We start from the raw sequence: 22,703 nt of genomic DNA, 5'->3' as shown, positions 1-22,703 counted from the left end.
GCAGCTTTACCTGGTAGTACACGTCAGGGCTCGCCCGCAAAGAGCCCTCCTATCGAAGCATTCTCACACCACCGCTTTGGCGTCAGCCTTGATAGCTGATTTGCGATAGGTCAAAAAAACGATGCCGGTGACCACAATCACCCCGCCCAGAACCTGCCCCGCACTGAGCATTTGATCCAGCACAATCCAGCCCATCAGCAATGTCGCCAACGGCTCGATGTTCATTACCGGCGCATTGCGTGGCATGTCCAGCCGAGGTACCGAAATGAACAGCACGATAAAACCGGTGCCGTACAGCACCACCAAGGTGGCGAGGGCCAGCCATCCGGTTGAGGTTGCGGGCAGGTTTAGTCCGCCTGGCAAGGCGCCAGTCAGTCCCGCCAGATTGATGCTGCTGAAGACGATAAAAATGGTCAACAGACTGCGCACCGAACCACGTACCTGAGACAACTTGTGGTCGGTGATCCACAGGGCGCAGGCGAACACGCTGGCGGCGCAGAACGCGAGCGCGACGCCCAGCAGCCATTCCGGACCGACGTTGGTCGTGGCCGAAAGACGCCCGGGGACGTCCAGCACAAACACCAGCCCCACCAGGATCAAACCCATCAACGTAGCGGTGCGTGCGGTAGGTCTCGGGCCACCCAGCGCCCAGGTGAGCAACGCCAGCAGGATGGGAAACACGTTGGCCACCAGCAGCGCCAGCGCCACCGGGACCCGTGCGACGGCGGAGTACAGACACAGGCTCTGCGCGGTAATCAGAAGGCCCAACAGCAATTGCCAACGCCAGGCACCCGGCGGCAGACGCAGACTTTGTTTTTGCCACAGCACCAGGATGGCAAGCACCAGCAAGGTCCCGCCAGAACGCATCAAAATCGCCAGCAACACACCCGCGCCATCATCAAAAGCGACCCGCGCCGCCACATGGTTACCGGCGAATGCACAGCCCATGCACAACAGAATGATCACGGCGAGATGGCGGGGGAAGGGCGGCGGTACGGTTTGCGCAACGGTAGGGCGGGACATGGCAGATCTCGAAGGGTGATAGGCCAACTTGGGGATGGCGTGGGTGTTTTTATTATGTTGTCGTACAACTTATCGATTTGTACCGTATTCGGGTAGGTCGGGCAAGAGAGATTGGGAGGGCTGTAGGCTTTGTTGTTGGGCTTTAGGGCAGTTATTTGGTGCCTTGGTTAGAGGGTGGAGATCKTATGACCTGATTCCGCACGGTCAATCAGAAACCCTTCGCGACCGGCAGGAAGTCAGCCGAAAGCAGCCGGTGGACGGAGCGAAAGCAAATGAGTAGCTATGCTTGGTCTACTGCCGGAACTGATTGAGCAGATTGGGCTTTCCGTCCATGGTGCATAAACCCCTTCAGCGGTCACCCGACTGTCACAATGTCCGGCCTGGTCAGGGATAGACGACAGAACAAGGAATGTTATCCACCAAGCCCGTGAGGGCGTTATCACCCCACTTGGGGTCTATTTAGAATTACCCTCCGTGTCAGGCTACCTGTCACCCTTGTTGATTGACTCATTCATTCAAGAGGGCGAAGGTGCATAACAATGTCCAATCTAGGCAAACGCTACGACGACGACTTCAAAGATTGGGTCGTCTTGCAAATGATGCCGCCTCTAAATCGCTCAGTGGCAGAACTCGCCATTGCGCTTAATCTCACGCCTCAGTCACTGCGAAACTGGAGACAAATGGCTAGAGATAAAGGTTTGATCGTGCCGGGAAATGGCAAGACCAGTGATCAATGGTCCAGCGCCGATAAATTCAATGCTGTCATGGAAACCGCACCGTTGAGTGAGGTTGAGATTTCTCAATATTGCCGAATCAAGGGCATTTATCCTGAGCAAATCCAGCAGTGGCGCGAGGCGTGCCAAAACGCCAATACCCTTGCTGATTTGAAACCTAGTGCAGAAAGAACTGCCGAGCAGCGGCGGATCAAAGATCTGGAGCGTCAGCTGATCCAATCCGATGCAGGACGTGCGGAGGCGGTGGCTTTGCTGGAGCTCAGAAAAAAAGCCAATGCGATCTGGGGCAAGGACAAGGAAGACTGATCAGCGCCTCTGATCGTACGCAAGCCATGAAGTTCATTGCTGAAGCGGTGTTGAGTGGGGCTCGTCGATATCGAGCGTGTAATGAGCTAGGGCTGAGCCTGCGTACAGTTCAACGTTGGCGACACGCCTGCTGCGATGGGCGTCTACTGGCTCAGCGAGCAGCGCCGTCGAACAAGCTCAGTGAGGCAGAGCGCCAAGCGGTGCTTGATGCTGCCAATCACCCACACCAAATCGTTCCAAAACTGGCCGATGAAGGTATCTACCTCGCTTCAGAGTCGACGTTTTACCGTGTGTTAAAAGCCGCTAATCAAAACGTGCGTCGCGGCCGAACCAAAGCCCCGAAACGCAAGGTCCTGACGACGCATCGCGCTGACGCTCCCAATCAGGTTTGGTGCTGGGATATCACTTGGCTACCCAGCACTGTCAGAGGTCGTTTTTTCTACTGGTACATGGTCAAGGATGTCTACAGTCGCAAGCTGGTAGCCAATGAAGTGCATGAGGTGGAATGCGCCGAACACGCGTGTGAGCTGCTTAGAAAGGGATGCTTGCGTGAACATACAGCGGGTCGACCGTTGGTGCTGCACTCGGATAACGGCCACGTCATGAGAGGTTCCTTGTTACGTGAAAGCATGGTTGCCCTGGGCGTCGAGCCGTCCTTTAGCCGGCCAAGGGTGAGCAATGACAACGCTTACGCCGAAGCACTTTTTCGTGCCGCAAAGTACTGCCCGCTCTGGCCGGATCAACCATTTGATACGGTGACTGAGGCAAGAATTTGGGTGCAGGGATTTATCGAGTGGTACAACGAAGATCGCCGCCACAGCGCCCTGAAATACGTGACGCCAAACCAGCGGCACGAAGGCAAAGCAACGGCTCTATTACAAGCTAGAGCAATGCTTTATGAAAATGCCAAGGAAGCTAATCCGAGCCGCTGGAGCACTCGAACACGCAACTGGAAGTTGGCAGATGCTGTGTATTTAAACCCAGAGCGCCCTGAAATTAAGAGCGCAACGGGCTAGCAACTGTAAGACAAGGCGACAGGTACCTTGACATGTACCGAGATCTCAAAAAGTTCGACGTACCGACCTTGATCATTCACGGTGACGACGATCAAATTGTCCCGATCGATGCAGCGGGCCGGGCGTCAGCGAAACTGATCAAGAACAGCAAGCTCATTGTCTATGAAGGCGCGCCCCACGGTATTACCGATACGCACAAGGAAAGACTGAATGCTGACCTTTTGGCGTTCGTACAGTCTTGACAAGCACAATGGCGAGCGATCGCACCTGTCGTTGAAATACAAAACGCCCGATGCGGTGCATCGGGCGTTAGGGTGAAACAGGTGTAAACCTATTTGGGGACTAGACATATAACGCGGCAGGGTAGGCCAGCCCTGACGCCATCGCGAGCAAGCTTTGCTCCTATAGTCGTTTGGCGTATTTCAGGGGAAGATTTCAAACGAGGTGCTGGCCAGGCGTTCGCCATTCACCAGAATATGCACGGCATGCACACCGACATAGTGTTTGCGGGTGGTGAGTTCTTTGATCTGCTGGCCACGGCTGACCTGTTCAATCGCCTTACCCGGCAGCGTCAACGCCTTGAGCTTGAACACCTTCGCCGAGGTGCTGCCATTGGCTTTGACGTAATCAATCGCATAGTCGATCACCAGTCGCTGGCTCTGCGCCACTGTGGATTTCACCACAAACGACAGGGTGATTTTCTCCCCCAGGCGAATCACCGCCGGTTTGACCTTCACCTCAACGATCTCCACCTCAGCCTTTCCACTGGCCCCGATAATCGCCAGTGCCCGTTGATTGCCCTGTTTGATCAAGCTGCGCAACGCATGCTTGGCAATCCACGCCGTGTATTTGTTCTCCAGCGACCAGCCTTCAATCAGGTCCAGCACCCACTCCGGATGATCCTTGGTGATGTCATTGAGGTGGTTGGCCACGGATTTGCGCACGTAAAGGCTTTCATCCTCCTTGAGATTTTCGAGGATGGCGGCGGCCAGTGTCGGATTTGCCTGGACCTGTTCCAGCCGAAACGACCACGGCAAACGCGGCCGGCAGCCTTCGCTGGCCAGACGCCGGACGTGTTCATTTTCATCCAGCGACCATTGCTGCATCAGCGCCAATGAACGCTGCAAATCGCGGCGCAGAAAATAGCGGATCGCAAACTTCGCAGAACCAAACGCGGTGAAGTATTTGAGCGCGTCCATTGATTGCTCGAAATCATGGTCGCCATACATCGCTACGTAATGCGGCAGCGAGATGCTGACGAAGCCGCTGTTGAGGCGAGGGGCGAGGGCGCGCAGCACGGCGAGGGATTCGTCATACCGCAACGGCAGCACCGCGTGCAGGCATTCGCTGACGCGAGCCATGCGCTGCATGATCGACAAGTCGGCGAGGCCGTCATTGGCCAGTTTCAGAAATACCTTGGCGTTGAACTCGGGATAGACCGCCGTCATTTCGGTCGCGATGTGTTTGAGGCGTTCGGCGTTGAAGATTTCCTTCAGTGCCGGGGCGGGTTGTTCGGCGGCGGTCATGGGTGATTCCGGTTGAGTGGGCGCCTCAGGTTATCGGGGTACTGATGAATGCCTCAAGTGTTTCCGCCTGGGCGGTGAATTTGGCGATTCGCGGGAAACGCTCGGCATCAACTTGTTCTGGCACCACCAGATTGGTAAAGCTCCAGGCGACTGCCAGCGTAATCCCGTCCTGTGCAATCAAGGCGCCGTTCACTAATGGCTGCTTTTGCAGTTCGCGTTCAAGTGCTGAATAGGCGGCCGCCAATTGTCCTTCTACGCGCTCCACCCACGGCTGGAATTGAGTCTCGGCCGGGCGCAGGCTGCGTTCGTAATAAAGCTGCACGGACTTCTCGCACGCCGCCAGCGCCAGGCCGGTCACGCGCAAGGCGCGCAACCGTTGCTTGAGGTCGTCGGGCATCAGGCTCTTTCCGGGGCCGGCGAGGGCTTCCAGATAGTCGATGATCAGCGTTGAATCCATCAACACCTCGCCATCGTCCAATACCAGCGTCGGCGCCTTGACCACCGGGTTGATCTGTTGAAACTGCTCGAAATGCCGAAACACAGATACCGATTGGTGCTCCAGGTCGATGCCCAAGTGTTTGGCGCAAATGGCCACGCGCCGTACATAAGGCGAATCCAGCATGCCGATCAGCTTCATTAATACATTCCTTCAGAGGACCATTGCGGGACGATCAACCTTAGCTGAGGTTGCGCAACCTGCAACAAACGGGGGGCTTGTGCGGCCGTTTGTCTTCTATATACCGCCGTTCGATTGAATTTCTTGCTATAAACGCACTCCGATAACGGCGGCAACGGCTGTCATAGAGCACTTTGCACACCTTGTCGGACAAATTCGCTGACTTTTCAGTTGCTGGGGCCTCAAGTCGGCCTTAGACTGCCGCCCCTCGTAAATTGAGTGCCGGGTGGCGCTTGGAATAAACGGCGCCTTTCCGATGACCTCACCCGGTCTGCCGGAAAGCTCCCTAATTCGCCTTAATGCACGTTTTTTTATAGAGATATCAATGACAAAGGACAAGTTGCTGGCCATGCCGGCGGATGACTACATGAATGCTGAGCAGCACGCTTTTTTCTCCGTGCTGTTGCAGAACATGAAAGTCGAAACCCATGAGCGCATCGAACAGAACCGCATCGCCATTGAGAGCCTGGACACCCCGGCCGATCCGGCAGACGCGGCTTCCGTTGAAGAAGAGYGCACCTGGCTGGTGAATGCGATCGATCGCGACCAGCGCATGCTGCCTCAGTTGGAACAGGCTCTGGAACGCATCAAAGAAGACAGCTTCGGCTGGTGCGACGACAGCGGCGAGGCCATTGGCCTGAAGCGCCTGCTGATCAGCCCGACCACCAAGTACTGCATCGAAGCTCAAGAGCGTCACGAACAGATCGACAAGCACCAGCGTCAGGCCTGATTTCGTAGCGCCCCGCATCGCGGGCGAGCCTCACTCCAACAGGAGCAAGGCTGGCCCGCGATGCTTTTTTTCGTCTGCGAAAAACCTCGTGCTCTTCTGTTGATCAACTGCCATACCCACGACTAATGGATCATAGATACTGGCCTTGTAGTGGCGTTCAATGCGCAGACAACAATTATAAGGTCTTGGGTGACGAAGATGACGAGAGACGGATCTCTGGCGGCGGCAACGCCAGCGCCAGTGCTTTTGCCGAAAAACCTATGGCTGACGCCAACCCTGCAAACTGTCGCCCTGATGCTCCTGTTGAGCGGCATGGTGCTGGGTGGATGGTCGCTTTACCTTGGCTTGCCCTTGGCCGTGTTGATTGTCTGGTTGCCGCGTCTGCGCACTCGCGCTACGCCTGCAGACAGCCCGACGGACAATTGCGCCACCCTCAGCGCGTTGACTCGCGACCTTTCCTACACCACCAGTCATAACGCGCTTTCCGCAGCCGGCGTGGCCTTTTCGGTCAAGCAACTGGCGGACAAACTGCAATCGCAACTCAACGCTGCGGCGCAAATTGTCCGCAACGCCGAAGTGATGATCGTGACTGAACAGGCCACCTCAAAACTCAGCCGCCAAGCCCTCGGTGCCGCCAGCGAGGCCCATCAAAGTGGTGTTGCAGGGCGCAAGGAGCTGATTGAATCCATCGCGCGTATGCATCAACTCAGCCAGCGCGCCAACAACAGTCGCGAGCTGATCGAGGCCCTGAGCCTGCGCAGTGACGATATCCAGCGCGTGACGCTGGTGATTCAGTCCATCGCCAACCAGACCAACCTGCTGGCCTTGAACGCCGCTATCGAAGCCGCGAGGGCCGGGGAGCACGGTCGCGGCTTCGCGGTGGTGGCCGATGAAGTGCGCGGTCTGGCGGCGCGAACCGCGGCAGCGACGGGCGAGGTCGGCCAGATGGTGGTCGATATCCAGCAACGTACCGCTCAGGTCGTCGAGCAGATCCGCCAACTGTCCAGCGACCTCGACAGCGGTGTCGAGCAAATCGAGCACACCGGTCAGCATCTGGAAAACATTGCGCGATTGGCTGCGGGAGTCGAACACCAGGTCGGCGAAATCGCCCAGGGCGCGGAGACCAATCGCGAGCAACTCGACAGTCTGTTTCATGCCATCGAACAGATGCGCAGTGACCTGGCAGTCAGCGACCAACAAACCCAGGGTCTGGCCCAGGCTGCCGTGCAAATGGAAGGTCAGGCCGAATCGATCAGTGAACGCCTGGCCGAAGTCGGTCTGGATGACTATCACCAACGGATATATGACCTGGCCCGCGAAGGCGCAAACCAGATTGCCGCGCGCTTCGAAGCGGATATCGATCATGGCCGCGTCAGCCTCGATGACCTGTTTGACCGAAATTACCAGGCGATCCCCAACACCAGCCCGCCCAAGTTTCAAACCCGTTTCGACCGCTACACCGATCAGGTCTTGCCGGCGATTCAGGAGCCGTTGTTACCGCTTCATGAAGGTCTGGTGTTTGCCATCGCCTGCACTCAGCAGGGTTATGTGCCGACCCATAACACTGTCTTCTGCCAGCCTTTAATCGGCGACACGCGGGTCGATACCCTGCAAAACCGCACCAAACGAAAATTCGCTGACCGCACGGGTATCCGCTGTGGCAGCCATCAACAACCCGTGTTGTTGCAGACTTACACCCGCGACACCGGCGAACTGATGCACGACCTCTCGGTGCCGATCATCCTCAAGGGACGGCATTGGGGCGGGTTGCGGTTGGGTTACAAGCCACAGAGTGCTCGCTAAAGGCGTAATACCGTAGCGAACCTTGTAGCAGCAGGCTGCGCCAGCTGCTACAGATTGGTGCCGGCCACCTGGCAGCCTGTATTGAGTGTGGGAGTTAGTGCACCTGGTGCAGGCGCAGATTCAGGTCGTCGACCACTCGTGCCCAATCGGCGTCTTCACGCAGTTGTTCTTTGAGGAAGCTCGCTTGTTGCGGGGTCCAGAACTCCGCATCGATCATTTTTTTGTCGTCTGCCAACGGCGAATGGCTGGCAATGAAATCGTCGATGGCTTTCTCGCTGGAGTCCAGGCCGAGTTGGTCGAACAAGCCTTTCAAGTCGTGTGTGGGTGAGTCCATGGTCATCTCCTGGTGGTTCGCGTCGAATGCGAGATCTGAAGGGCGGCGTCATTGCATCTGAGGTGGCCGCGCTTCAGGAGTTCGATGGATGTTCCAAAGCAGGAGTGAGCATAGACGGCAAATTCGATGATCAGGTTTTCAATGCACCTGCATCGACAGCCGCCTTCAGGGCTTGGGCCGATTCCTGAGCGGCAATGGCGGCAACATCCGCCGTTTTGAACCAGCGATCCTTTTCGACCTGGTAATACGTCACAGTGGTCAATTTCGGTTTGGCGCGCATGACTATCACTGCCTGGAATTCGCCGTCGATCTCTCTGGCTTCGCCCCGGATAATAAATTCGCCAATATCAAATTCCGTCACGTAGCAGCCTTCCCTTGGAAATATTTTGTTGTTTTGAGCGCCGTCCGACGTGGGAGCGGGTTCATGGGGCGGGCAGTATGGCAGTAGTTGCCCGTCGACGGCTGAGATAAGTCGGCGGTGTGACGAAACGTCGGTTGGATTGAGCTCAGCGGCGCCTCATTCGCGTGATTCCAGTGCGCGGGCAAGCGCACAGGCTTGATTGTGGTCCCCGCGGAAACCTCTGACGCGGCCTGTGGCAGCTTCCTTGATATGGAAGAACGCGTTACCGGCCAAAACCACCTGAAACCTTGGCCAGGCGGGGTCTTCTGCGGGCATTCGAGATTGTTCGAACACCCCCAGAGGCAGTGACGATGCATTATGGGTATAAGGCGTCTGGGCGGTTGCAAAATGAGTCATAGTGCACATATGAAGTCCTTTTCATTGCTTTACCGACGTATGTACGTCGTTTTGGGTAGTCTCTGTCAGCATCGCTGCTCTAGAATTGCCATCACGGGTTGGCGATTGGTGTACATCTAAAGCAATTTTTTGCGGGCGATATGTCAGAAAAGTGCTTTTCTTGAAGCGTTTTTTCCTTAAAGTAAGTAATCCCGTTTCCTCTGGCAGTAAGAAGGGTGTTTTCCTTCAACCTCTGACGACGTTGAGGGAAGACGGCGCGAGTGATATTCCAGTACGCTCACGGACCTCGCGATGCACGAGCCCTCTGCCCGGATCAGGATTTCAACCCGGATTTTTTGCAAGACCATCGGTATGGCCGCTTTTTTCTGCTGTGCGCTTTTCCTGCGTGCGGTATCAATTTCAGATGTGGGGATGTTTCCTTGGCAGTAAGTAATCTCGATATGCATGCTTTGTTCGTGCTGGGTGATTTGCGCGCAAAGTTGGTTAAACAGTTTCAATCTCGTTTCGTCTACGTCACCGAACAGAACGCCGAAGGCATCTACATTGCCGAGATCGACACCGAAGAAGCACTGGTGGTGGACGACAAGCCGGGGCTTAAACTCAAGGTCGGCGATCATTTCAGCGCCTCTGTTTTGCCGAGTCGTGAAGGTGGCAAGCTGGACATCAAGTTCCGCGAAATCAAGCTGACGGTGTATGGATTGGGTGATTACGCGTTTGTCACCACCGCCGATGGCCAGGCGATCTTGTTCAAGGAAGGCCATAGCGTGGTGATGGTGTTCGCCGCCCATCAACAGTTGCAGGAAGGTCTGACCAAAACCCTGAAAGCCGTGACCGCCAAGGCCGCCAAGTGGCGCAAGGGCGAACTGGTAACCTTCAAGGCCAGCGAGTAATGACGCTGACCCGCGCCGATTTCCACGAACAGAACCAGGCCAGTGCGCTCACTGAAGCCCGGCGGCTGTTCGAGCAGAAGGCTGTTCTGCAGGGAGCCTGGCTGAATTGGGTGGCGTCACAGATCTATACGCTGCGCCCGGCGGCGTACGCCAGCATGGTCAGAAGAGAGCTGTCACGCTTGCAGGACGCTGGCGAAAATTAATTCCCACCCCTCGAAATCAGGATCCTCTACTACAGTCAATTGACTGAATATTTTGAGGCTTGCGGTCTTTTATCAGGCCATCCTGCTATTGCTGTGTACAGCACGAGGTGCAAAAGCATGAAAGGATTTCGACGGTTGCTGGCGGCGTCGCTGGTCAGTTTCGGGTTGTTGACCTCACCCGTTCCGGTATTCGCGGCTCAGGCTCCGATCCACTTCGCCGACCTGAATTGGGAAAGTGGCAGTTTGATCACGGATATCTTGCGGATCATCGTCGAAAAGGGTTACGGGCTGCCGACCGATACCTTACCGGGCACCACGATCACCCTGGAAACTGCATTGGCCAACAATGACATTCAGGTCATTGGCGAAGAATGGGCCGGTCGCAGCCCGGTCTGGGTCAAGGCGGAGGCCGAAGGCAAGGTCGCAAGCCTGGGCGATACGGTCAAGGGTGCGACCGAAGGTTGGTGGGTCCCGGAATATGTGATCAAGGGCGACCCGGCCAAAGGCATCAAGCCGCTTGCGCCAGGGCTGCGCAGTGTCAGCGACCTGCCCAAATACAAAGACGTGTTCGCCGACCCGGAAAGCCCGGGCAAGGGGCGATTCCTCAACAGCCCTATCGGCTGGACATCGGAAGTGGTTAACAAACAGAAACTCACGGCCTATGGCCTGGACGACAGCTATGTGAATTTTCGCAGCGGTTCCGGGGCCGCGCTGGATGCAGAAATTACTTCGTCGATCCATCGGGGTAAACCGGTTCTGTTTTACTACTGGTCACCGACACCCTTGCTCGGGCGCTTCAAGCTGATTCAGCTGGAGGAACCACCCTTCGACGCCGAGGCCTGGAAAACCCTCACCGACGCCGACAATCCCAATCCCAAGCCGACGCGTTCACTGCCCTCGAAGCTGTCCATCGGTGTTTCTGCGCCATTTCAAAAACAGTACCCGCAAATCACCGAGTTTTTCAGCAAGGTCGATTTTCCGATCGACCCACTGAACAAGGCACTGGCCGAGATGAGCGAAAAACACACCCCGCCACGCCAGTCCGCGCAAGCTTTCATGAAGGCTCACCCGGAGATCTGGCAGGCGTGGGTGCCAAAGGAGGTGGCCGATAAGGTCAACGCCGACCTCAAGTAAACCGGTGGCGCACACGATTGTATTTTGCCGAGTATCGCTATCACCGCCCGGAGCACATTCGCTCCCACTGGATGGATGCCCGAATATGAGTTTGCTGGTCGCGCAATGGATGGCTTCAATCTTTTTGATTATTAGCCTGGTCCACGTGTATTGGGCATCGGGTGGCAAGTGGGGCAGCGAAGCGGCGGTGCCGCGGGTACCAGGGGAGGGCGGCGCGCAATCAAGGCCGGCGTTCAAGCCGTCGGGTTGGGTGACGTTGCTGGTGGCGGCGGGGTTGATGCTGATCGCCATGCTGGTGTGCCTGCGAGTCGGGCTGTGTTTGCCTGTGGTGCATGACGGGTGGCTGCAATGGGTGATCAGCGCCATTGCAATACTGATGTTCGCCCGGGCGATTGGCGATTCGAACCTGGTGGGGTTCTTCAAAGAGGTCAAGAATTCGACGTTTGCCCGGTTCGACACTTGGGTGTATTCGCCGTTGTGTGTGGTGTTGGGGGCCGGATTGTTGACGGTTGCCTGGATTTGAGTTGCCTGGACCGGCTTCATCGCGAGCAAGCTCGGCTCCTACACTGGATCTTCAGTGAACACAGAATTTATGGATCAACACAAATCCTGTAGGAGCCGAGCTTGCTCGCGATGAGGCCCTGCAAGTCAATACAAAATCCCTGATTCAGCTCCCGCTTTCTGTCCGCCGACTACTCACCTCAGCCGGCACATCATCCCCGGCCATGCGCTTGCGAAACAGCGCCGCTCGAGCCAGCAGCAAGGTGGTCACTGGCACGGTAATCGCCAACAGAATCGGAATCAGCCAGGCATGCAGCACCAGCCCCGACTTGAGGGCCGAAAAGTAAATGATTGACGCCAGCGCCACACACCATGCGCCCAACGTCGAAGCCAGCGCCGGCGGGTGCATACGCTGGAAGTAATCCTTCATCCGCACCAGGCCAATGGCGCCGATCAGCGCAAACAAGCTGCTGAGCAGCAGCAAAATCGCCACCGGAATTTCGACCCATAGCGACAGTTCGCCACTCATTCGATCACCTCGCCACGCAACAGGAATTTCGCCAAGGCAAACGAGCCGACAAAGCCGAACAGGGCGATCAACAGCGCCGCCTCGAAATAGGTGTCACTGGCATAGCGAATGCCCAGCGTCAGCATCATCAGCATCGCGATGATGTACAGGTAATCCAGCGCCAGGACCCGATCCTGGGCCGATGGCCCCTTGAACAGACGGATCAGCGTCAGGATCATCGCCACGGAAAACAGGAACAGGCTCAGCAGGATGGCGTTCGACAGCAATGCGCTCATTCGAAGATCTCCATCAAGGGGCGTTCGTAGGTCGCCTTGAAGTGCTGGATGAACAGCGCTTCGTCATCCAGATCGAACACGTGCAGCAACAGGATGCTGCGGTCCAGCGCCAGTTCCGACCAGACGGTGCCAGGGACTACGGTGCAGATCGCCGAGAGCGCGGCGAGGCCGTTGGCATCGCGCAGGTCCAGCGGCACTTTGAGGAAGCGTGAGCGCGGCGGCCGGCGACCGGCATTCAGCACGCCCCAAGCCACGGCGAGATTAGACACCACCACGTCGCGACCGACCACCAAGAGCAATCGCAAAATGACCCCGGGGCGACGAATACGAATCGGCAACGGTCGCAACCGGCGCATCATCAGCGGCGCGCAGAAACCCAGCAGGGCGCCGAGCAACAGGTTACCTGGGCTCATCGACTGGTTCAGCACCAGCCACAACAGCCAGAGCGCCAGCGATAACCAGGGAGAAGGAAACAGGCGTTTCATGGTTGCACCTCCGCCATCGCCGCTTTGGCTTCCGGGCTTGGCACAGCGCGGGTGCCGAGCACGGCCATCACGTATTGCTCCGGGTTGTTCAAGGCATCGGCGGTAGCCTGGGTGTAGCGCAACAGCGGTTCGGCCTTGAAGGTCAGCACAATGCTCAGCCCGAGCAGCAGGATGATCGGCATGCACTCAAAACGGCGCAGCAACGGCGATGGGCGTTCTTGCGGGGTCCAGAAGCGCTGGATGCCCAAGCGCGAGAACGCGATCAGCGAGGCGAGCCCGGACAGAATCAACAGGGCCAGCAATCCCCAGGCTGCGTTCGACACCGGTTCGCCCGTGCCATTGCCCAGACCCAACGGGTTGAGCAGGGCGCTGAGCAGGCTGAGTTTACCGATGAAGCCGGAGAGTGGCGGCATGCCGATAATCAGTAACGCGCAGGCAATGAAGCTCAAACCGAGAAAGGCCATGGTCCAGGGGATCACCTGGCCAACCACGGCTTTCAGATCGTCGTCGAGGTTGATGCCTTTGGGCGGTTGTGCGGATGGCACGGGTCGTGCCATCAGGTCGGCGTCATCGAATAGCGGCAGTTCATTGACCGAACGGGAGCGCTCGATCAACTCGGCCAGCAGGAACAATGCGCTCAACGCCAGGGTCGAGCTGACCAGATAGAACAGCGCCGCCGCGATCAGGTTCGGTTGGGCGAAGCCGATGGCTGACAACAGAATCCCGGCCGACACCAGAATGCTCAGGCTGGCCATGCGCTCCAGGCGTTGGGCCGCCAGAATCGCCACGGCTGCGCAGATTATCGTCGCCATGCCGCCGTAGATCAGCCAGTCGCCCCCAAAGTAGGCGGACGCCCCGGCCTGGCCGGAGAACAGCAGCGTCCACAAGCGCAGCAAGGTGTAGATGCCCACCTTGGTCATGATCGCGAACATCGCTGCCACCGGCGCGCTGGCCGAAGAGTAGGCCGGTACCAGCCAGAAGTTCAGTGGCCACATACCGGCCTTGGCCAGAAACGCCAYCGCGAGAATCCCCGCGCCGGCATGCAGCAAGCCACGGTCAGCTTCGGGCACCAACGGGATTTTCAGCGCCAGGTCGGCCATGTTCAGGGTGCCGGTGACCCCGTAAATCAGCGCCGCACCAATCAGGAACAGCGACGAAGCCAGCAGATTGATCGAGATGTAATGCAGCCCCGCCGAGACGCGCGGCCGACCCGAACCGTGCAGCATCAAGCCGTAGGACGCCGCCAGCAGCACTTCGAAAAACACGAACAGGTTGAACAGGTCGGCGGTCAGGAACGCGCCATAAAGGCCCATCAATTGAATCTGGAACAGCGCATGGAAACTGGAACCGGCACCATCCCAACGGGCCATGGCGAACAGCAAGGCGCTGACGCCAATGATCCCGGTCAACACCAGCATCAAGGCCGACAGGCGATCGACCACCAGCACCAGGCCGAACGGCACTTGCCAGTTGCCCGGCAGGTACACGCCGATAGAGCCAGGGACGTCGGTGGTTTGTGTCCATTGCAGCAGCAACACGGAAATTCCCAGGCCGAGCAGGCTGGAGAACAGGTTGATTTTTGCCTTCAGTGGCCGGTGTTTCTCGCCGAGCATCAACATGATGGCTGCGGTCAGCAGCGGTAGCAGAATCGGTGCGGCGATCAGGTGCGTCATCGCATTCATTCTTTAGGCTCCCGGCCATCGACATGGTCGGTCCCGGTCAAGCCCCGGGAAGCGAGCAGCACCACCAGAAACAGCGCCGTCATGGCGAAGCTGATCACAATGGCGGTCAGCACCAGTGCCTGTGGCAGCGGGTCGGTGTAGTGCAACAAGTCTTGTGGCACGCCGTCCTTGATGATCGGCTCCCGGCCGATGAACAGGCTGCCCATGCTGAAAATGAACAGGTTGACGCCATAGGACAGCAGGCACAGGCCCATCACCACCTGAAAGGTCCGTGGCCGCAGGATCAGCCACACGCCGGACGCAGCAAGAACGCCGATGGCGATTGCGATGACTTCTTCCATCAGACGGCTCCTTGCGTGGCAACGGGTTTGGGCTGGGCTGCGGTTTTGTGGCCGCGAACCGATTGGTGGGCGAGGGCGGTGAGGATCAGCAGCGTCGAACCGACCACCACGCCATACACGCCGACATCGAAAAACAGTGCGCTGGCGATGTGTATGTCACCCAGTACCGGCAATTCGAAATGCCAGGTGTGGGTGGTCAGGAACGGGTAGCCGACCGCCATGGCCCCGAGCCCGGTGACCGTGGCGAACAACAGGCCGGTGCCCATCCATCGCAGCGGTCGCAGGCTCATTTGCGCCTCGACCCACTGTGTGCCGGCGACCATGTATTGCAGGATGAACGCCACCGACATCACCAGCCCGGCGACAAAGCCTCCGCCCGGTTGATTGTGCCCGCGCATGAACAAGTACAACGACACCACCAGTGCAATCGGCAACAGCAGACGCACCAGCACTGCCGGGACCATCATGAAACCCAGCGCGGTGTCGCTGGCGTGGCGCGGGTTGACCAGGTCGGTGACCACGTCCGGTGCCAACAGGCGTTGCTGGGCCGGTAGTTGCATGCTTTCTTTCGGTGGGCGGAAGCGTCGCAGCAGGGCGAACACGGTCAGGGCCACGGCCACCAGCACGGTGATTTCACCGAGGGTGTCGAAGCCGCGGAAGTCCACCAGCATCACGTTGACCACGTTGCTGCCGCCGCCTTCGGGCAGGGCACGACTGAGGTAGAACGAGGAAATGTCATTGGGCGTCTGGCGTGTCAGCATCGCGTAGGCCAGCAGGGCCATGCCGCCACCGACCACGGTCGACAGCAGCAAGTCACGGATACGCCGAATGCGCGCCTTGCGCAGGCTGCTCGGCAATGGCGCCACCTCTTCGATCCGCCGTGGCAGCCAGCGCAGGCCCAGCAGGATCAGCACCGTGGTCACTACTTCGACCGCCAGTTGCGTCAGTGCCAGATCGGGCGCGGAAAACCAGACGAAGGTGACGCACGTCATCAGGCCGCAGACGCTGACCATGGTCAGGGCCGCGAGCCGGTGATACTTGGCCTGCCACGCCGCGCCGAGGGCACAGACAATCGCCAGCAGCCACAGGGTCACGAACACGATCGAGCCAGGAATTTTCGGCCGGTCTCCCCAACTCAGACTGCTGTGGAGCATAGGGATCAACCCGGCCAGGACGGCGACGAGGACCACCAGGAACAATTGGGTTTGCAGGCGATGGGTGCTGATCCGTCGTACCAGGCGGCGGGCCAGGCGCATCATGATCACCAGGCTGCGCTCGAACAGGCGCTTGCCGCTGAGGTGGCCAATCACTGGCGGGTACTTGAAGCGCCCGCGTTTGAGCTGATTGCGCAACAGCAAATAGAGCACGATGCCGCCGGACATGGCGATCAGGCTCATTATCATCGGCGCGTTCCAGCCGTGCCAGATGGCCAGGCTGTATTCCGGCAGGGTGCCGCCCACCACCGGCAGCGCCGCGGCGGCCAGTATGGCGCCGACGACTACCGCCGGAAAAATCCCGACAATCAGGCAGGTGAACACCAGCAGCTCCACCGGCGCGCGCATCCAGCGCGGTGGCTCGTGTGGGGTATGCGGCAGGTCGGTGGCGGTAGGGCCGAAGAACACGTCGACGGTGAAGCGCAGCGAATAGGCGACGCTGAAGGTACCGGCGATGGTCGCGATAATCGGCAGGCTCCACTCGATCCATGCCGTGGCATTGATGAACACGGTTTCGGCAAAGAACATTTCTTTTGAAAGGAAGCCGTTGAGCAGCGGCACGCCGGCCATCGAGGCGCTGGCGACCATGGCCAGGGTGGCGGTGAACGGAATCAGCCTGATCAGGCCGCTGAGCTTGCGAATGTCGCGGGTACCGCTTTCGTGGTCGATGATCCCGGCGGCCATGAACAACGAGGCCTTGAAGGTGGCGTGGTTGAGAATGTGAAACACCGCGGCCACGGCCGCCAGCGGGCTGTTCAAGCCCAGCAGCAGGGTGATCAGGCCGAGATGGCTGATGGTCGAGTAGGCCAGCAAACCTTTGAGGTCGTTCTGGAACATTGCGCAGTAAGCACCCAGCAACAGGGTGCAGGCGCCGGCGCCGCTGACGATGTAGAACCATTCTTCGCTGCCGGACAACGAAGGCCAAAGCCGCGCCAGCAGAAAYACMCCGGCCTTGACCATGGTCGCCGAGTGCAGATAGGCCGASACCGGTGTCGGCGCCGCCATTGCATGGGGCAACCAAAAGTGGAAAGGGAATTGCGCGCTTTTGCTCAAGGCGCCGATCAGGATCAGCGGTAGCAGAATAGGGTAGAGGGCGTGTGCGCGAATCAGATCGCCAGCGGCCAGGACCTTGTCCAGGTCATAGCTGCCGACCACATGGCCGAGGAGCATGACCCCCGCCAGCAAGCACAAGCCGCCCGCACCGGTAACCATCAGCGCCATGTAGGCACCGCGTCGTGCGTCGCTGCGGTGGTGCCAGTAGCCGATCAGCAGGAAYGAGAAAAGGCTGGTCAGCTCCCAGAAAAACACCACCTGGATCAGGTTGCCGGAAATTACCAGCCCGAGCATGGCGCCCATGAACGCCAGGAAAAACGCGAAAAACCGCGGTACTGGATCGTCCGGCGACATGTAATAGCGAGCGTACAGCGACACCAGTGTGCCGATGCCAAGCACCAGCAGCGAGAACAGCCAGGCGAACCCATCCAGGCGCAAGATAAAGTTCAGACCGAGACTCGGCAGCCAGAAAAATTCTTCGCGGATCACTCCCCCCTGGGCGATTTGCGGGTACAAGAGCGCGACCTGGACCGTGCCGATCAGGGCAACCAGGCCAGACAGCAGGGAGGCGGTATTACGCGCGTTGTGCGGCAGCACGGCTGCCAGACAGCTGCCGATAAAAGGCAGAAGCAGTAGAACTATCAGGGACATAGGCTTCTAATCTGCGGAAGTTTGTGAAGCATCATACGTGCCACTCCCCAGATCGCCAAACGCCATGCTGTCGCAGAATCCTTCACGGTAGACGCAAAAGCTTTGCTTCACAGGGTTTCAGAGAACGGTGTTCAGCAGGTCTGGCCCCTTCGCGAGCAAGCCCGCTCCCACATTTAATCTTTGCCGTACACACTTGCCGTGTTCACTGAAGATTTAAAGTGGGAGCGGGCTTGCTCGCGAAGGCGATCTACTTGGCGCCCGGGGGCCTAAGGCTCAACCTGTGTTTCCTGCTCCAACTCCTCTTCCTCCGCAGCAACCTTACCTTTGGTCTTCAACTCACTCACAATCACCGCCGCCACAATCAACCCCGCACCCAGCAGTGCAATCGCTGGCAGCCGCTCCCCGGCAATGCGCCCGACAATCCCGGCCCACACCGGCTCGCCAGCATAGATCAACGTCGCCCGGGTCGGTGAAACACTCTTCTGCGCCCAGTTCATCGCCACTTGAATCGCCGCACTTGCCGCACCCAGGCCCAACGCGCTGCACAGCAGCAGCCAGGAGAAGTCCGGAATGCGTTCCTGAGTCGGCACCACCATCAAAAACGCCAACACCGAGGTGGTTGCCAATTGCACCACCGTCACCCGACGCACATCCACCTGACCGGCATAGGTGCTGATCAGAATGATCTCTGCGGCGATCGCGATGGCACTGATCAGCGTGGCGATTTCACCGGGGCTGAAATTGAACGAAGCACCGGAAGGCCCTGAAAGCAACATCAACCCGGTAAACGCCAGCATGATCCCTATGCTCGGCATCAACCCTGGGCGCCGTCCCAGCACCAGCCATTGCAGCAACGGCACAAAGGGTACGTACAGCGCCGTGATAAACGCCGATTGACTGCTGGGGATGCTCTGCAAACCCACGGTCTGCAAGCCATAACCGAGCATGATCGCCACACCGATAAAGGCCCCGGCCTTGAGTTCGAACAGAGTCAGTTCCCGCAGGTGGCGCCAAGAGAACAGCGCAACCAGGATCGCAGCTGCGGCGAAGCGCAGACCGACGAAAAACATCGGGCCGCTAACGGTCATCGCATGCTGCACCAACAAAAAGGTGCCGCCCCAGACCATGGTGATCAGGACCAGCACGCACTCGGCTTTGCTGAACCGTGAGAAACGGGGGGAAGAGTTCGCCGACGTCATGAACTTGCACACTACCTAGGGGGGACGCACAATGCGCCGAATGTTGCGCARTATACTGCCCAACCCCCTCGAGTGAGCAATATAGTGCACAAAGATTCTCCGCAACGGGCTTCGGTCCTCCAGCACGTCAGCCAGAACGTTCGGCGATTACGCCATGCGGCCGACATGAGCCAGGCCGTGCTGGCTGAAAAGTCCGGGGTCAGCCGCCGGATGCTGGTGGCCATCGAGGCCGGCGAGAATAACGTCAGCCTGACCACCCTTGACCGCGTTGCCCAAGCGCTGGACGTGGCGTTCAGCGATTTGATTCAGGCCCCGGACGCCCGCGATCCGAGCCGCATCAATGAAGTGGCCTGGGCCGGAATAATTCCCGGCAGCAAAGCAGTTTTACTGTCAAAGGCCACCGCCACTCGCGAAGTGGAACARTGGGAATGGTGCCTGCAGCCGGGGGAAATTTACCCGTCGCAACCGGATGCCGAAGGCTGGAGTGAGCAGATCTACGTGTTCGAAGGCTGCCTGACCCTGATGTTGGGCGACACGCCGCAGCACATTGCTGCCGGGGAGTTCTTCATGTTCGCCAGCAACCAGCCGCATTGCTATCGCAACGATGGGCTGGTGGCGGCGCGGTTTGTGCGGAATGTAGTGATCTAACTGTTTGCTGGTCAACAGTGGATAAACACTATGCCCTTCTAAAGTTCTAAGTTTTTATAGAAATACATTTCAACTAATTGAAATGTAAAGAAAACGTATTCGGGCACGACTCCTGCAAAAGCCTCCGAARCAATCACCAGAATCCCGGAGTCGCCCATGACAACCCCAGCCCAAGCCCCACGTACCTCCCGCGAGATTCGCCTCAACGCGTTCGACATGAATCGTGTCGGCCATCAATCGCCGGGATTATGGGCGCACTCGCGTTATCGGTCGTGGCAATACAAAGACCTCGAATACTGGACCGAGCTGGCGAAAATCCTTGAACGCGGCAAGTTCGACGGATTCTTCATTGCTGATGTGCTGGGAATCTATGACGTCTACAACGGCAACAGTGAAGCGGCGATCCGTCAGGCCGCGCAAGTGCCGGTCAACGATCCGCTGCAACTGATTCCGCCGATGGCACGGGTAACCGAGCATTTGGGCTTTGGCCTGACCGGATCTGTCGGCATTGCGGCATCAGGAGAAGAAAGTGGTGTTTGCCTGGGCGCCATCGCGGGCAAGCCCGCCCCCACATTTTGATCGCGTTTCGGTCAGGCCCCTCGGTCAACTGTGGGAGCGGGCTTGCCGCGAAGGCGTCAGCCCAGCCAGCGCTAATGACGACTGACACACAGCCTCGCAAGCAGGTTCACTCCTACCAAGGTAGGTTTGTGCGCTGGAGTGCAAAACACTAAGGTTGCACGCACATCGTTCCATTCCGGTAAACATTGACCAGTGAGCAAGGCATGAGYGAAACCCCAAACGGACTGGCGACCGACGCCATCCGTCACGCCGACATTCTGATCATCGGCGGCGGCCTCAGCGGCGCGATGCTGGCGGCGCAGTTATTACGTTTGCCGGGCCGTCGTTCGGTGCTGGTGATCGAACCTCGTGCGGAGCTGGGTCGGGGCGAAGCCTACAGCGCGGTCGAGTTGGGCCATACGCTGAATGGCAACGCTGCGCGGATGAGCGTTGACCCGGATAATGCCGATGACCTGACGCAATGGCTGACCGAGCACATCGCCGCGGGTGGTTGGCCTGAATCGGTCGAACAACTGGTGCCGATCAGCGAGTTGTTTCCGCCACGGGGCCTGTTCGGCGTGTACGTGCAGCAACGTTTGGCGCAAGCGCAAGCCGTCGGGGCGCTGAATGGCTCCACGGTCGAGCATGTGCAGGCCGAAGTGATAGATCTGCAAGCGGATGACGATTCGGTACGGCTGATTTTGAGCAACGGGCAACGCTTGCAAGGCGCTTACGCGGTGCTGGCGACCGGGATGTTTCCTGCGGCGCGCACGCCACAGAAAGAGTCCAGCGGGTTGAACGCCGCAGCGCTGGATCCGTGGGATGTCGCCGCCATGCGCCAGCTCGATCCGCAGTCGACGGTGCTGATCATCGGCTCCGGCCTGACCATGGTCGATGCCGTGGTGTCGCTGGAACAGGCCGGGCATCGTGGGCCGATCGAAGTGTTCTCCCGCCACGGCTTGCTGCCGCATGTGCGTCGGCAACCACCGGCCTGGGTGGATTTTCTAGCCGACGATCTCAGCATTCGAACCCCCCGCCAGTTGGTGCGCGAACTGCGTCGGCATTGCCGTGACGCCATCGCCCAAGGTATCGACTGGCAAGCACCGCTCGACACCGTGCGTGCGCACATTGGGCGTTTGTGGATTCAGGCGACAGACCGGCAGCGTCGGCAGTTTGTGCGGCATGTCCGGCCGTGGTGGGAAAGTCATCACCATCGCTCGCCACCCTTGAGTGCCGCCCTGGTGGAGCGCTTGCAAAAGGAAGGGCGCTTGCGGATTCAAGCGGCGTCGTTCAAAGGTCTTGAACCCGTGTCCCGGGACGGAATCAGCATCCGCATTCGCCGCCGTGGCGAGGCCGACACCTGTGTGGTTCGTGGCGCGGCGTTGATCAACTCTAGCGGCATCGAGTATGACTGGCGTCGGGTCGCTCGACCGCTGCCACAGCAATTGCTGGCGTGCGGATTGATCCGCCCGGGTCCTTTGGCATTGGGGATTGCTGCGGCTGTCGACGGTGCCGTACTGGACGCCGAGGGGCAGACTGGCCGACGCCTGTTCGCCATGGGTCCACCACTGCGCGGCATGTGGTGGGAAAGCACTGCCGTCACCGACGTGGCACTACAAGCCAAAGCCCTCGCAACACGACTGGTGGTAGCAGCTGTCGAGCCCGCGAGGCTGCGTCCGACCGCGTGATATAAATGTCTTCGTAGGAGCGGAGCTTGCTCGCGATGGCGTCATGACATTCACCATTGAGGATGACTGGCATGACGCCATCGCGAGCAAGCTCGGCTCCTACAGGTTTCTTCTATCATAGAAAAACCCCGGGTAGATCGGATCTACCCGGGGTTTTGTTCAAGCGGCGCAAAAGCGGCTAATCAATAACGCTGATACTTCGAGCCGAACTCAGGGCGGTTTTCCGCAACGTAAAGTGTGCTCGGCTGATTGTCTTTGTGATCGCTATCGACGGTGTTGACGTTCAGTGTGGCCGGTTGGCTGACTTTTACGGCAGCGACAACCTGGGAAGTGGCGTGCGGTGCAGCGATGGCGGACGTAGCGCCAAGAACCGACAGGGCGAAACCAAGACCGATGAGGCTTTTCATGATGTTGCTCCAGAGCGTGGGAAGAAGATGTCGCCACTGTAGTGCTGGAGCCGGGTGATGAAAAAACACCCGTGGGCATAGTCGATATCGAGCACATTGATCCGATGTCATCGAGCTGTACGGTCGACCAATCATCCACAACCAGGTGCATCCGGTTTGATTGCACAAACGTAACCTTGCAGCCCGCTCAGCTTCCCGGCGCAACGATCGGCGTCTGCGGTGATGGTTGCAAGAGCCGCTGCATCCTGCGGGTATAGTTCGGCTCGCTGGGTTCCATCATCCAGGCTGGGGGGCTGGTGGTTGCAGGCAAGTGGCTGGAGGAGCAACGCTGAACGCGGAC

General features: G+C 58.6%; 23 protein-coding genes and 2 pseudogenes. 11 read left to right on the top strand and 14 right to left on the bottom strand.

Annotation, left to right across the window (positions count from 1 at the left end; genetic code table 11):
- Positions 1 to 63: 63 nt before the first annotated feature.
- Complete coding sequence (locus AC1DRJ_RS06270) at positions 64 to 1,023, bottom strand: EamA family transporter (RefSeq protein WP_477801333.1); 960 nt, start codon at positions 1,021 to 1,023, stop codon at positions 64 to 66.
- A 539-nt stretch (positions 1,024 to 1,562) separates the two neighbouring features.
- On the opposite strand from AC1DRJ_RS06270, the gene AC1DRJ_RS06265 reads away from it, so the two are divergent.
- Positions 1,563 to 3,079 (top strand): IS3 family transposase gene (locus AC1DRJ_RS06265; protein WP_477801332.1). Its coding sequence is split into 2 segments (ribosomal slippage): positions 1,563 to 2,013 and positions 2,013 to 3,079, totalling 1,518 coding nucleotides; the frame shifts between segments, so codons are not numbered across the junction.
- Between the two features lie 29 nt (positions 3,080 to 3,108).
- Positions 3,109 to 3,321 (top strand): annotated as a pseudogene (locus AC1DRJ_RS06260) (alpha/beta fold hydrolase); the annotation flags it as partial.
- Between the two features lie 180 nt (positions 3,322 to 3,501).
- On the opposite strand, the gene AC1DRJ_RS06255 reads toward AC1DRJ_RS06260, so the two are convergent.
- Both AC1DRJ_RS06255 and AC1DRJ_RS06250 read right to left on the bottom strand, forming a co-directional pair.
- On the bottom strand, positions 3,502 to 4,605 hold the full coding sequence (locus AC1DRJ_RS06255) for a DNA alkylation repair protein (RefSeq protein WP_477801331.1): 1,104 nt from the start codon (positions 4,603 to 4,605) through the stop codon (positions 3,502 to 3,504).
- A 25-nt stretch (positions 4,606 to 4,630) separates the two neighbouring features.
- Positions 4,631 to 5,242, bottom strand: coding sequence for a glutathione S-transferase family protein (locus tag AC1DRJ_RS06250; RefSeq protein ID WP_477801330.1), 612 nt, complete (start codon positions 5,240 to 5,242; stop codon positions 4,631 to 4,633).
- Positions 5,243 to 5,606: 364 nt separating this feature from the next.
- Here AC1DRJ_RS06250 and AC1DRJ_RS06245 point away from each other — a divergent pair, with 364 nt between their 5' ends.
- Positions 5,607 to 6,011 (top strand): TraR/DksA family transcriptional regulator, encoded by a 405-nt coding sequence (locus AC1DRJ_RS06245; RefSeq protein WP_477801329.1) that lies wholly within the window; start codon positions 5,607 to 5,609, stop codon positions 6,009 to 6,011.
- 198 nt (positions 6,012 to 6,209) lie between these two features.
- Positions 6,210 to 7,814 (top strand): methyl-accepting chemotaxis protein, encoded by a 1,605-nt coding sequence (locus AC1DRJ_RS06240; protein ID WP_477801328.1) that lies wholly within the window; start codon positions 6,210 to 6,212, stop codon positions 7,812 to 7,814.
- A gap of 94 nt (positions 7,815 to 7,908) precedes the next feature.
- Here the strand turns inward: AC1DRJ_RS06240 and AC1DRJ_RS06235 are convergent, their stop codons facing one another.
- The 3 genes from AC1DRJ_RS06235 to AC1DRJ_RS06225 form a co-directional block, all read right to left on the bottom strand.
- On the bottom strand, positions 7,909 to 8,148 hold the full coding sequence (locus AC1DRJ_RS06235; RefSeq protein ID WP_477801327.1) for a DUF2789 domain-containing protein: 240 nt from the start codon (positions 8,146 to 8,148) through the stop codon (positions 7,909 to 7,911).
- A 130-nt stretch (positions 8,149 to 8,278) separates the two neighbouring features.
- The gene (locus tag AC1DRJ_RS06230) at positions 8,279 to 8,509 is read right to left on the bottom strand and encodes a hypothetical protein (RefSeq protein WP_477801326.1); all 231 of its coding nucleotides are present in this window, start codon (positions 8,507 to 8,509) and stop codon (positions 8,279 to 8,281) included.
- Between the two features lie 156 nt (positions 8,510 to 8,665).
- The gene (locus AC1DRJ_RS06225) at positions 8,666 to 8,914 is read right to left on the bottom strand and encodes a hypothetical protein (protein WP_477801325.1); all 249 of its coding nucleotides are present in this window, start codon (positions 8,912 to 8,914) and stop codon (positions 8,666 to 8,668) included.
- 431 nt (positions 8,915 to 9,345) lie between these two features.
- On the opposite strand from AC1DRJ_RS06225, the gene AC1DRJ_RS06220 reads away from it, so the two are divergent.
- From AC1DRJ_RS06220 to AC1DRJ_RS06205, 4 genes are all read left to right on the top strand, one after another.
- Positions 9,346 to 9,795, top strand: coding sequence for a hypothetical protein (locus tag AC1DRJ_RS06220; RefSeq protein WP_477801334.1), 450 nt, complete (start codon positions 9,346 to 9,348; stop codon positions 9,793 to 9,795).
- The gene (locus AC1DRJ_RS06215) at positions 9,795 to 9,998 is read left to right on the top strand and encodes a hypothetical protein (RefSeq protein ID WP_477801324.1); all 204 of its coding nucleotides are present in this window, start codon (positions 9,795 to 9,797) and stop codon (positions 9,996 to 9,998) included. The genes AC1DRJ_RS06220 and AC1DRJ_RS06215 overlap by 1 nt, the downstream gene beginning before the upstream one ends.
- Before the next feature lie 117 nt (positions 9,999 to 10,115).
- Positions 10,116 to 11,132 (top strand): ABC transporter substrate-binding protein, encoded by a 1,017-nt coding sequence (locus tag AC1DRJ_RS06210; protein ID WP_477801323.1) that lies wholly within the window; start codon positions 10,116 to 10,118, stop codon positions 11,130 to 11,132.
- Between the two features lie 85 nt (positions 11,133 to 11,217).
- Positions 11,218 to 11,655: a DUF3995 domain-containing protein gene (locus tag AC1DRJ_RS06205; RefSeq protein ID WP_477801322.1), complete on the top strand. Its 438-nt coding sequence runs from the start codon at positions 11,218 to 11,220 to the stop codon at positions 11,653 to 11,655.
- A 144-nt stretch (positions 11,656 to 11,799) separates the two neighbouring features.
- On the opposite strand, the gene AC1DRJ_RS06200 is transcribed toward AC1DRJ_RS06205, so the two are convergent.
- From AC1DRJ_RS06200 to AC1DRJ_RS06170, 7 genes are all read right to left on the bottom strand, one after another.
- The gene (locus tag AC1DRJ_RS06200) at positions 11,800 to 12,162 is read right to left on the bottom strand and encodes a Na+/H+ antiporter subunit G (RefSeq protein WP_477801321.1); all 363 of its coding nucleotides are present in this window, start codon (positions 12,160 to 12,162) and stop codon (positions 11,800 to 11,802) included.
- Positions 12,159 to 12,437, bottom strand: coding sequence for a K+/H+ antiporter subunit F (locus tag AC1DRJ_RS06195; protein ID WP_007944718.1), 279 nt, complete (start codon positions 12,435 to 12,437; stop codon positions 12,159 to 12,161). Before AC1DRJ_RS06195 ends, AC1DRJ_RS06200 begins: the two co-directional genes overlap by 4 nt.
- Positions 12,434 to 12,922, bottom strand: coding sequence for a Na+/H+ antiporter subunit E (locus tag AC1DRJ_RS06190; protein ID WP_477801320.1), 489 nt, complete (start codon positions 12,920 to 12,922; stop codon positions 12,434 to 12,436). Before AC1DRJ_RS06190 ends, AC1DRJ_RS06195 begins: the two co-directional genes overlap by 4 nt.
- Positions 12,919 to 14,604, bottom strand: a complete 1,686-nt coding sequence (locus AC1DRJ_RS06185; RefSeq protein ID WP_477801319.1) for a monovalent cation/H+ antiporter subunit D — start codon at positions 14,602 to 14,604, stop codon at positions 12,919 to 12,921. Before AC1DRJ_RS06185 ends, AC1DRJ_RS06190 begins: the two co-directional genes overlap by 4 nt.
- On the bottom strand, positions 14,601 to 14,945 hold the full coding sequence (locus tag AC1DRJ_RS06180) for a Na+/H+ antiporter subunit C (protein ID WP_007944721.1): 345 nt from the start codon (positions 14,943 to 14,945) through the stop codon (positions 14,601 to 14,603). Before AC1DRJ_RS06180 ends, AC1DRJ_RS06185 begins: the two co-directional genes overlap by 4 nt.
- Complete coding sequence (locus AC1DRJ_RS06175) at positions 14,945 to 17,863, bottom strand: monovalent cation/H+ antiporter subunit A (protein ID WP_477801318.1); 2,919 nt, start codon at positions 17,861 to 17,863, stop codon at positions 14,945 to 14,947. The genes AC1DRJ_RS06180 and AC1DRJ_RS06175 overlap by 1 nt, the downstream gene beginning before the upstream one ends.
- A 266-nt stretch (positions 17,864 to 18,129) precedes the next feature.
- Positions 18,130 to 19,062 (bottom strand): DMT family transporter, encoded by a 933-nt coding sequence (locus tag AC1DRJ_RS06170; protein WP_477801317.1) that lies wholly within the window; start codon positions 19,060 to 19,062, stop codon positions 18,130 to 18,132.
- Positions 19,063 to 19,146: 84 nt separating this feature from the next.
- On the opposite strand from AC1DRJ_RS06170, the gene AC1DRJ_RS06165 reads away from it, so the two are divergent.
- The 3 genes and pseudogenes from AC1DRJ_RS06165 (at position 19,147) to AC1DRJ_RS06155 (ending at position 21,956) form a co-directional block, all read left to right on the top strand.
- Positions 19,147 to 19,710: a helix-turn-helix domain-containing protein gene (locus AC1DRJ_RS06165; protein ID WP_477801316.1), complete on the top strand. Its 564-nt coding sequence runs from the start codon at positions 19,147 to 19,149 to the stop codon at positions 19,708 to 19,710.
- Between the two features lie 156 nt (positions 19,711 to 19,866).
- Positions 19,867 to 20,214: pseudogene (locus AC1DRJ_RS06160) on the top strand (5,10-methylene tetrahydromethanopterin reductase); the annotation flags it as partial.
- 278 nt (positions 20,215 to 20,492) lie between these two features.
- On the top strand, positions 20,493 to 21,956 hold the full coding sequence (locus AC1DRJ_RS06155; protein ID WP_477801315.1) for an FAD/NAD(P)-binding protein: 1,464 nt from the start codon (positions 20,493 to 20,495) through the stop codon (positions 21,954 to 21,956).
- Between the two features lie 182 nt (positions 21,957 to 22,138).
- Here AC1DRJ_RS06155 and AC1DRJ_RS06150 read toward each other — a convergent pair whose 3' ends face one another.
- Complete coding sequence (locus AC1DRJ_RS06150) at positions 22,139 to 22,363, bottom strand: hypothetical protein (protein ID WP_477801314.1); 225 nt, start codon at positions 22,361 to 22,363, stop codon at positions 22,139 to 22,141.
- Between the last annotated feature and the right edge of the window lie 340 nt (positions 22,364 to 22,703).

This window comes from Pseudomonas sp. P5_B2 (assembly GCF_056400445.1).
The sequence above is the reverse complement of the archived record's forward strand: the minus strand, read 5'-3'. Positions and strand labels throughout refer to the sequence as shown.

Bases quoted from the DNA above. Each gene is read 5' to 3' on its own strand.
- AC1DRJ_RS06220 (WP_477801334.1), top strand. From the start codon at position 9,346: ATGCATGCTTTGTTCGTGCTGGGTGATTTGCGCGCAAAGTTGGTTAAA.
- AC1DRJ_RS06170 (WP_477801317.1), bottom strand. From the start codon at position 19,062: ATGACGTCGGCGAACTCTTCCCCCCGTTTCTCACGGTTCAGCAAAGCC.
- AC1DRJ_RS06215 (WP_477801324.1), top strand. From the start codon at position 9,795: ATGACGCTGACCCGCGCCGATTTCCACGAACAGAACCAGGCCAGTGCG.
- AC1DRJ_RS06270 (WP_477801333.1), bottom strand. From the start codon at position 1,023: ATGTCCCGCCCTACCGTTGCGCAAACCGTACCGCCGCCCTTCCCCCGC.
- AC1DRJ_RS06250 (WP_477801330.1), bottom strand. From the start codon at position 5,242: ATGAAGCTGATCGGCATGCTGGATTCGCCTTATGTACGGCGCGTGGCC.
- AC1DRJ_RS06205 (WP_477801322.1), top strand. From the start codon at position 11,218: ATGAGTTTGCTGGTCGCGCAATGGATGGCTTCAATCTTTTTGATTATT.
- AC1DRJ_RS06235 (WP_477801327.1), bottom strand. From the start codon at position 8,148: ATGGACTCACCCACACACGACTTGAAAGGCTTGTTCGACCAACTCGGC.
- AC1DRJ_RS06255 (WP_477801331.1), bottom strand. From the start codon at position 4,605: ATGACCGCCGCCGAACAACCCGCCCCGGCACTGAAGGAAATCTTCAAC.
- AC1DRJ_RS06210 (WP_477801323.1), top strand. From the start codon at position 10,116: ATGAAAGGATTTCGACGGTTGCTGGCGGCGTCGCTGGTCAGTTTCGGG.
- AC1DRJ_RS06200 (WP_477801321.1), bottom strand. From the start codon at position 12,162: ATGAGTGGCGAACTGTCGCTATGGGTCGAAATTCCGGTGGCGATTTTG.
- AC1DRJ_RS06150 (WP_477801314.1), bottom strand. From the start codon at position 22,363: ATGAAAAGCCTCATCGGTCTTGGTTTCGCCCTGTCGGTTCTTGGCGCT.
- AC1DRJ_RS06195 (WP_007944718.1), bottom strand. From the start codon at position 12,437: ATGAGCGCATTGCTGTCGAACGCCATCCTGCTGAGCCTGTTCCTGTTT.
- AC1DRJ_RS06180 (WP_007944721.1), bottom strand. From the start codon at position 14,945: ATGGAAGAAGTCATCGCAATCGCCATCGGCGTTCTTGCTGCGTCCGGC.
- AC1DRJ_RS06240 (WP_477801328.1), top strand. From the start codon at position 6,210: ATGACGAGAGACGGATCTCTGGCGGCGGCAACGCCAGCGCCAGTGCTT.
- AC1DRJ_RS06225 (WP_477801325.1), bottom strand. From the start codon at position 8,914: ATGTGCACTATGACTCATTTTGCAACCGCCCAGACGCCTTATACCCAT.
- AC1DRJ_RS06190 (WP_477801320.1), bottom strand. From the start codon at position 12,922: ATGAAACGCCTGTTTCCTTCTCCCTGGTTATCGCTGGCGCTCTGGCTG.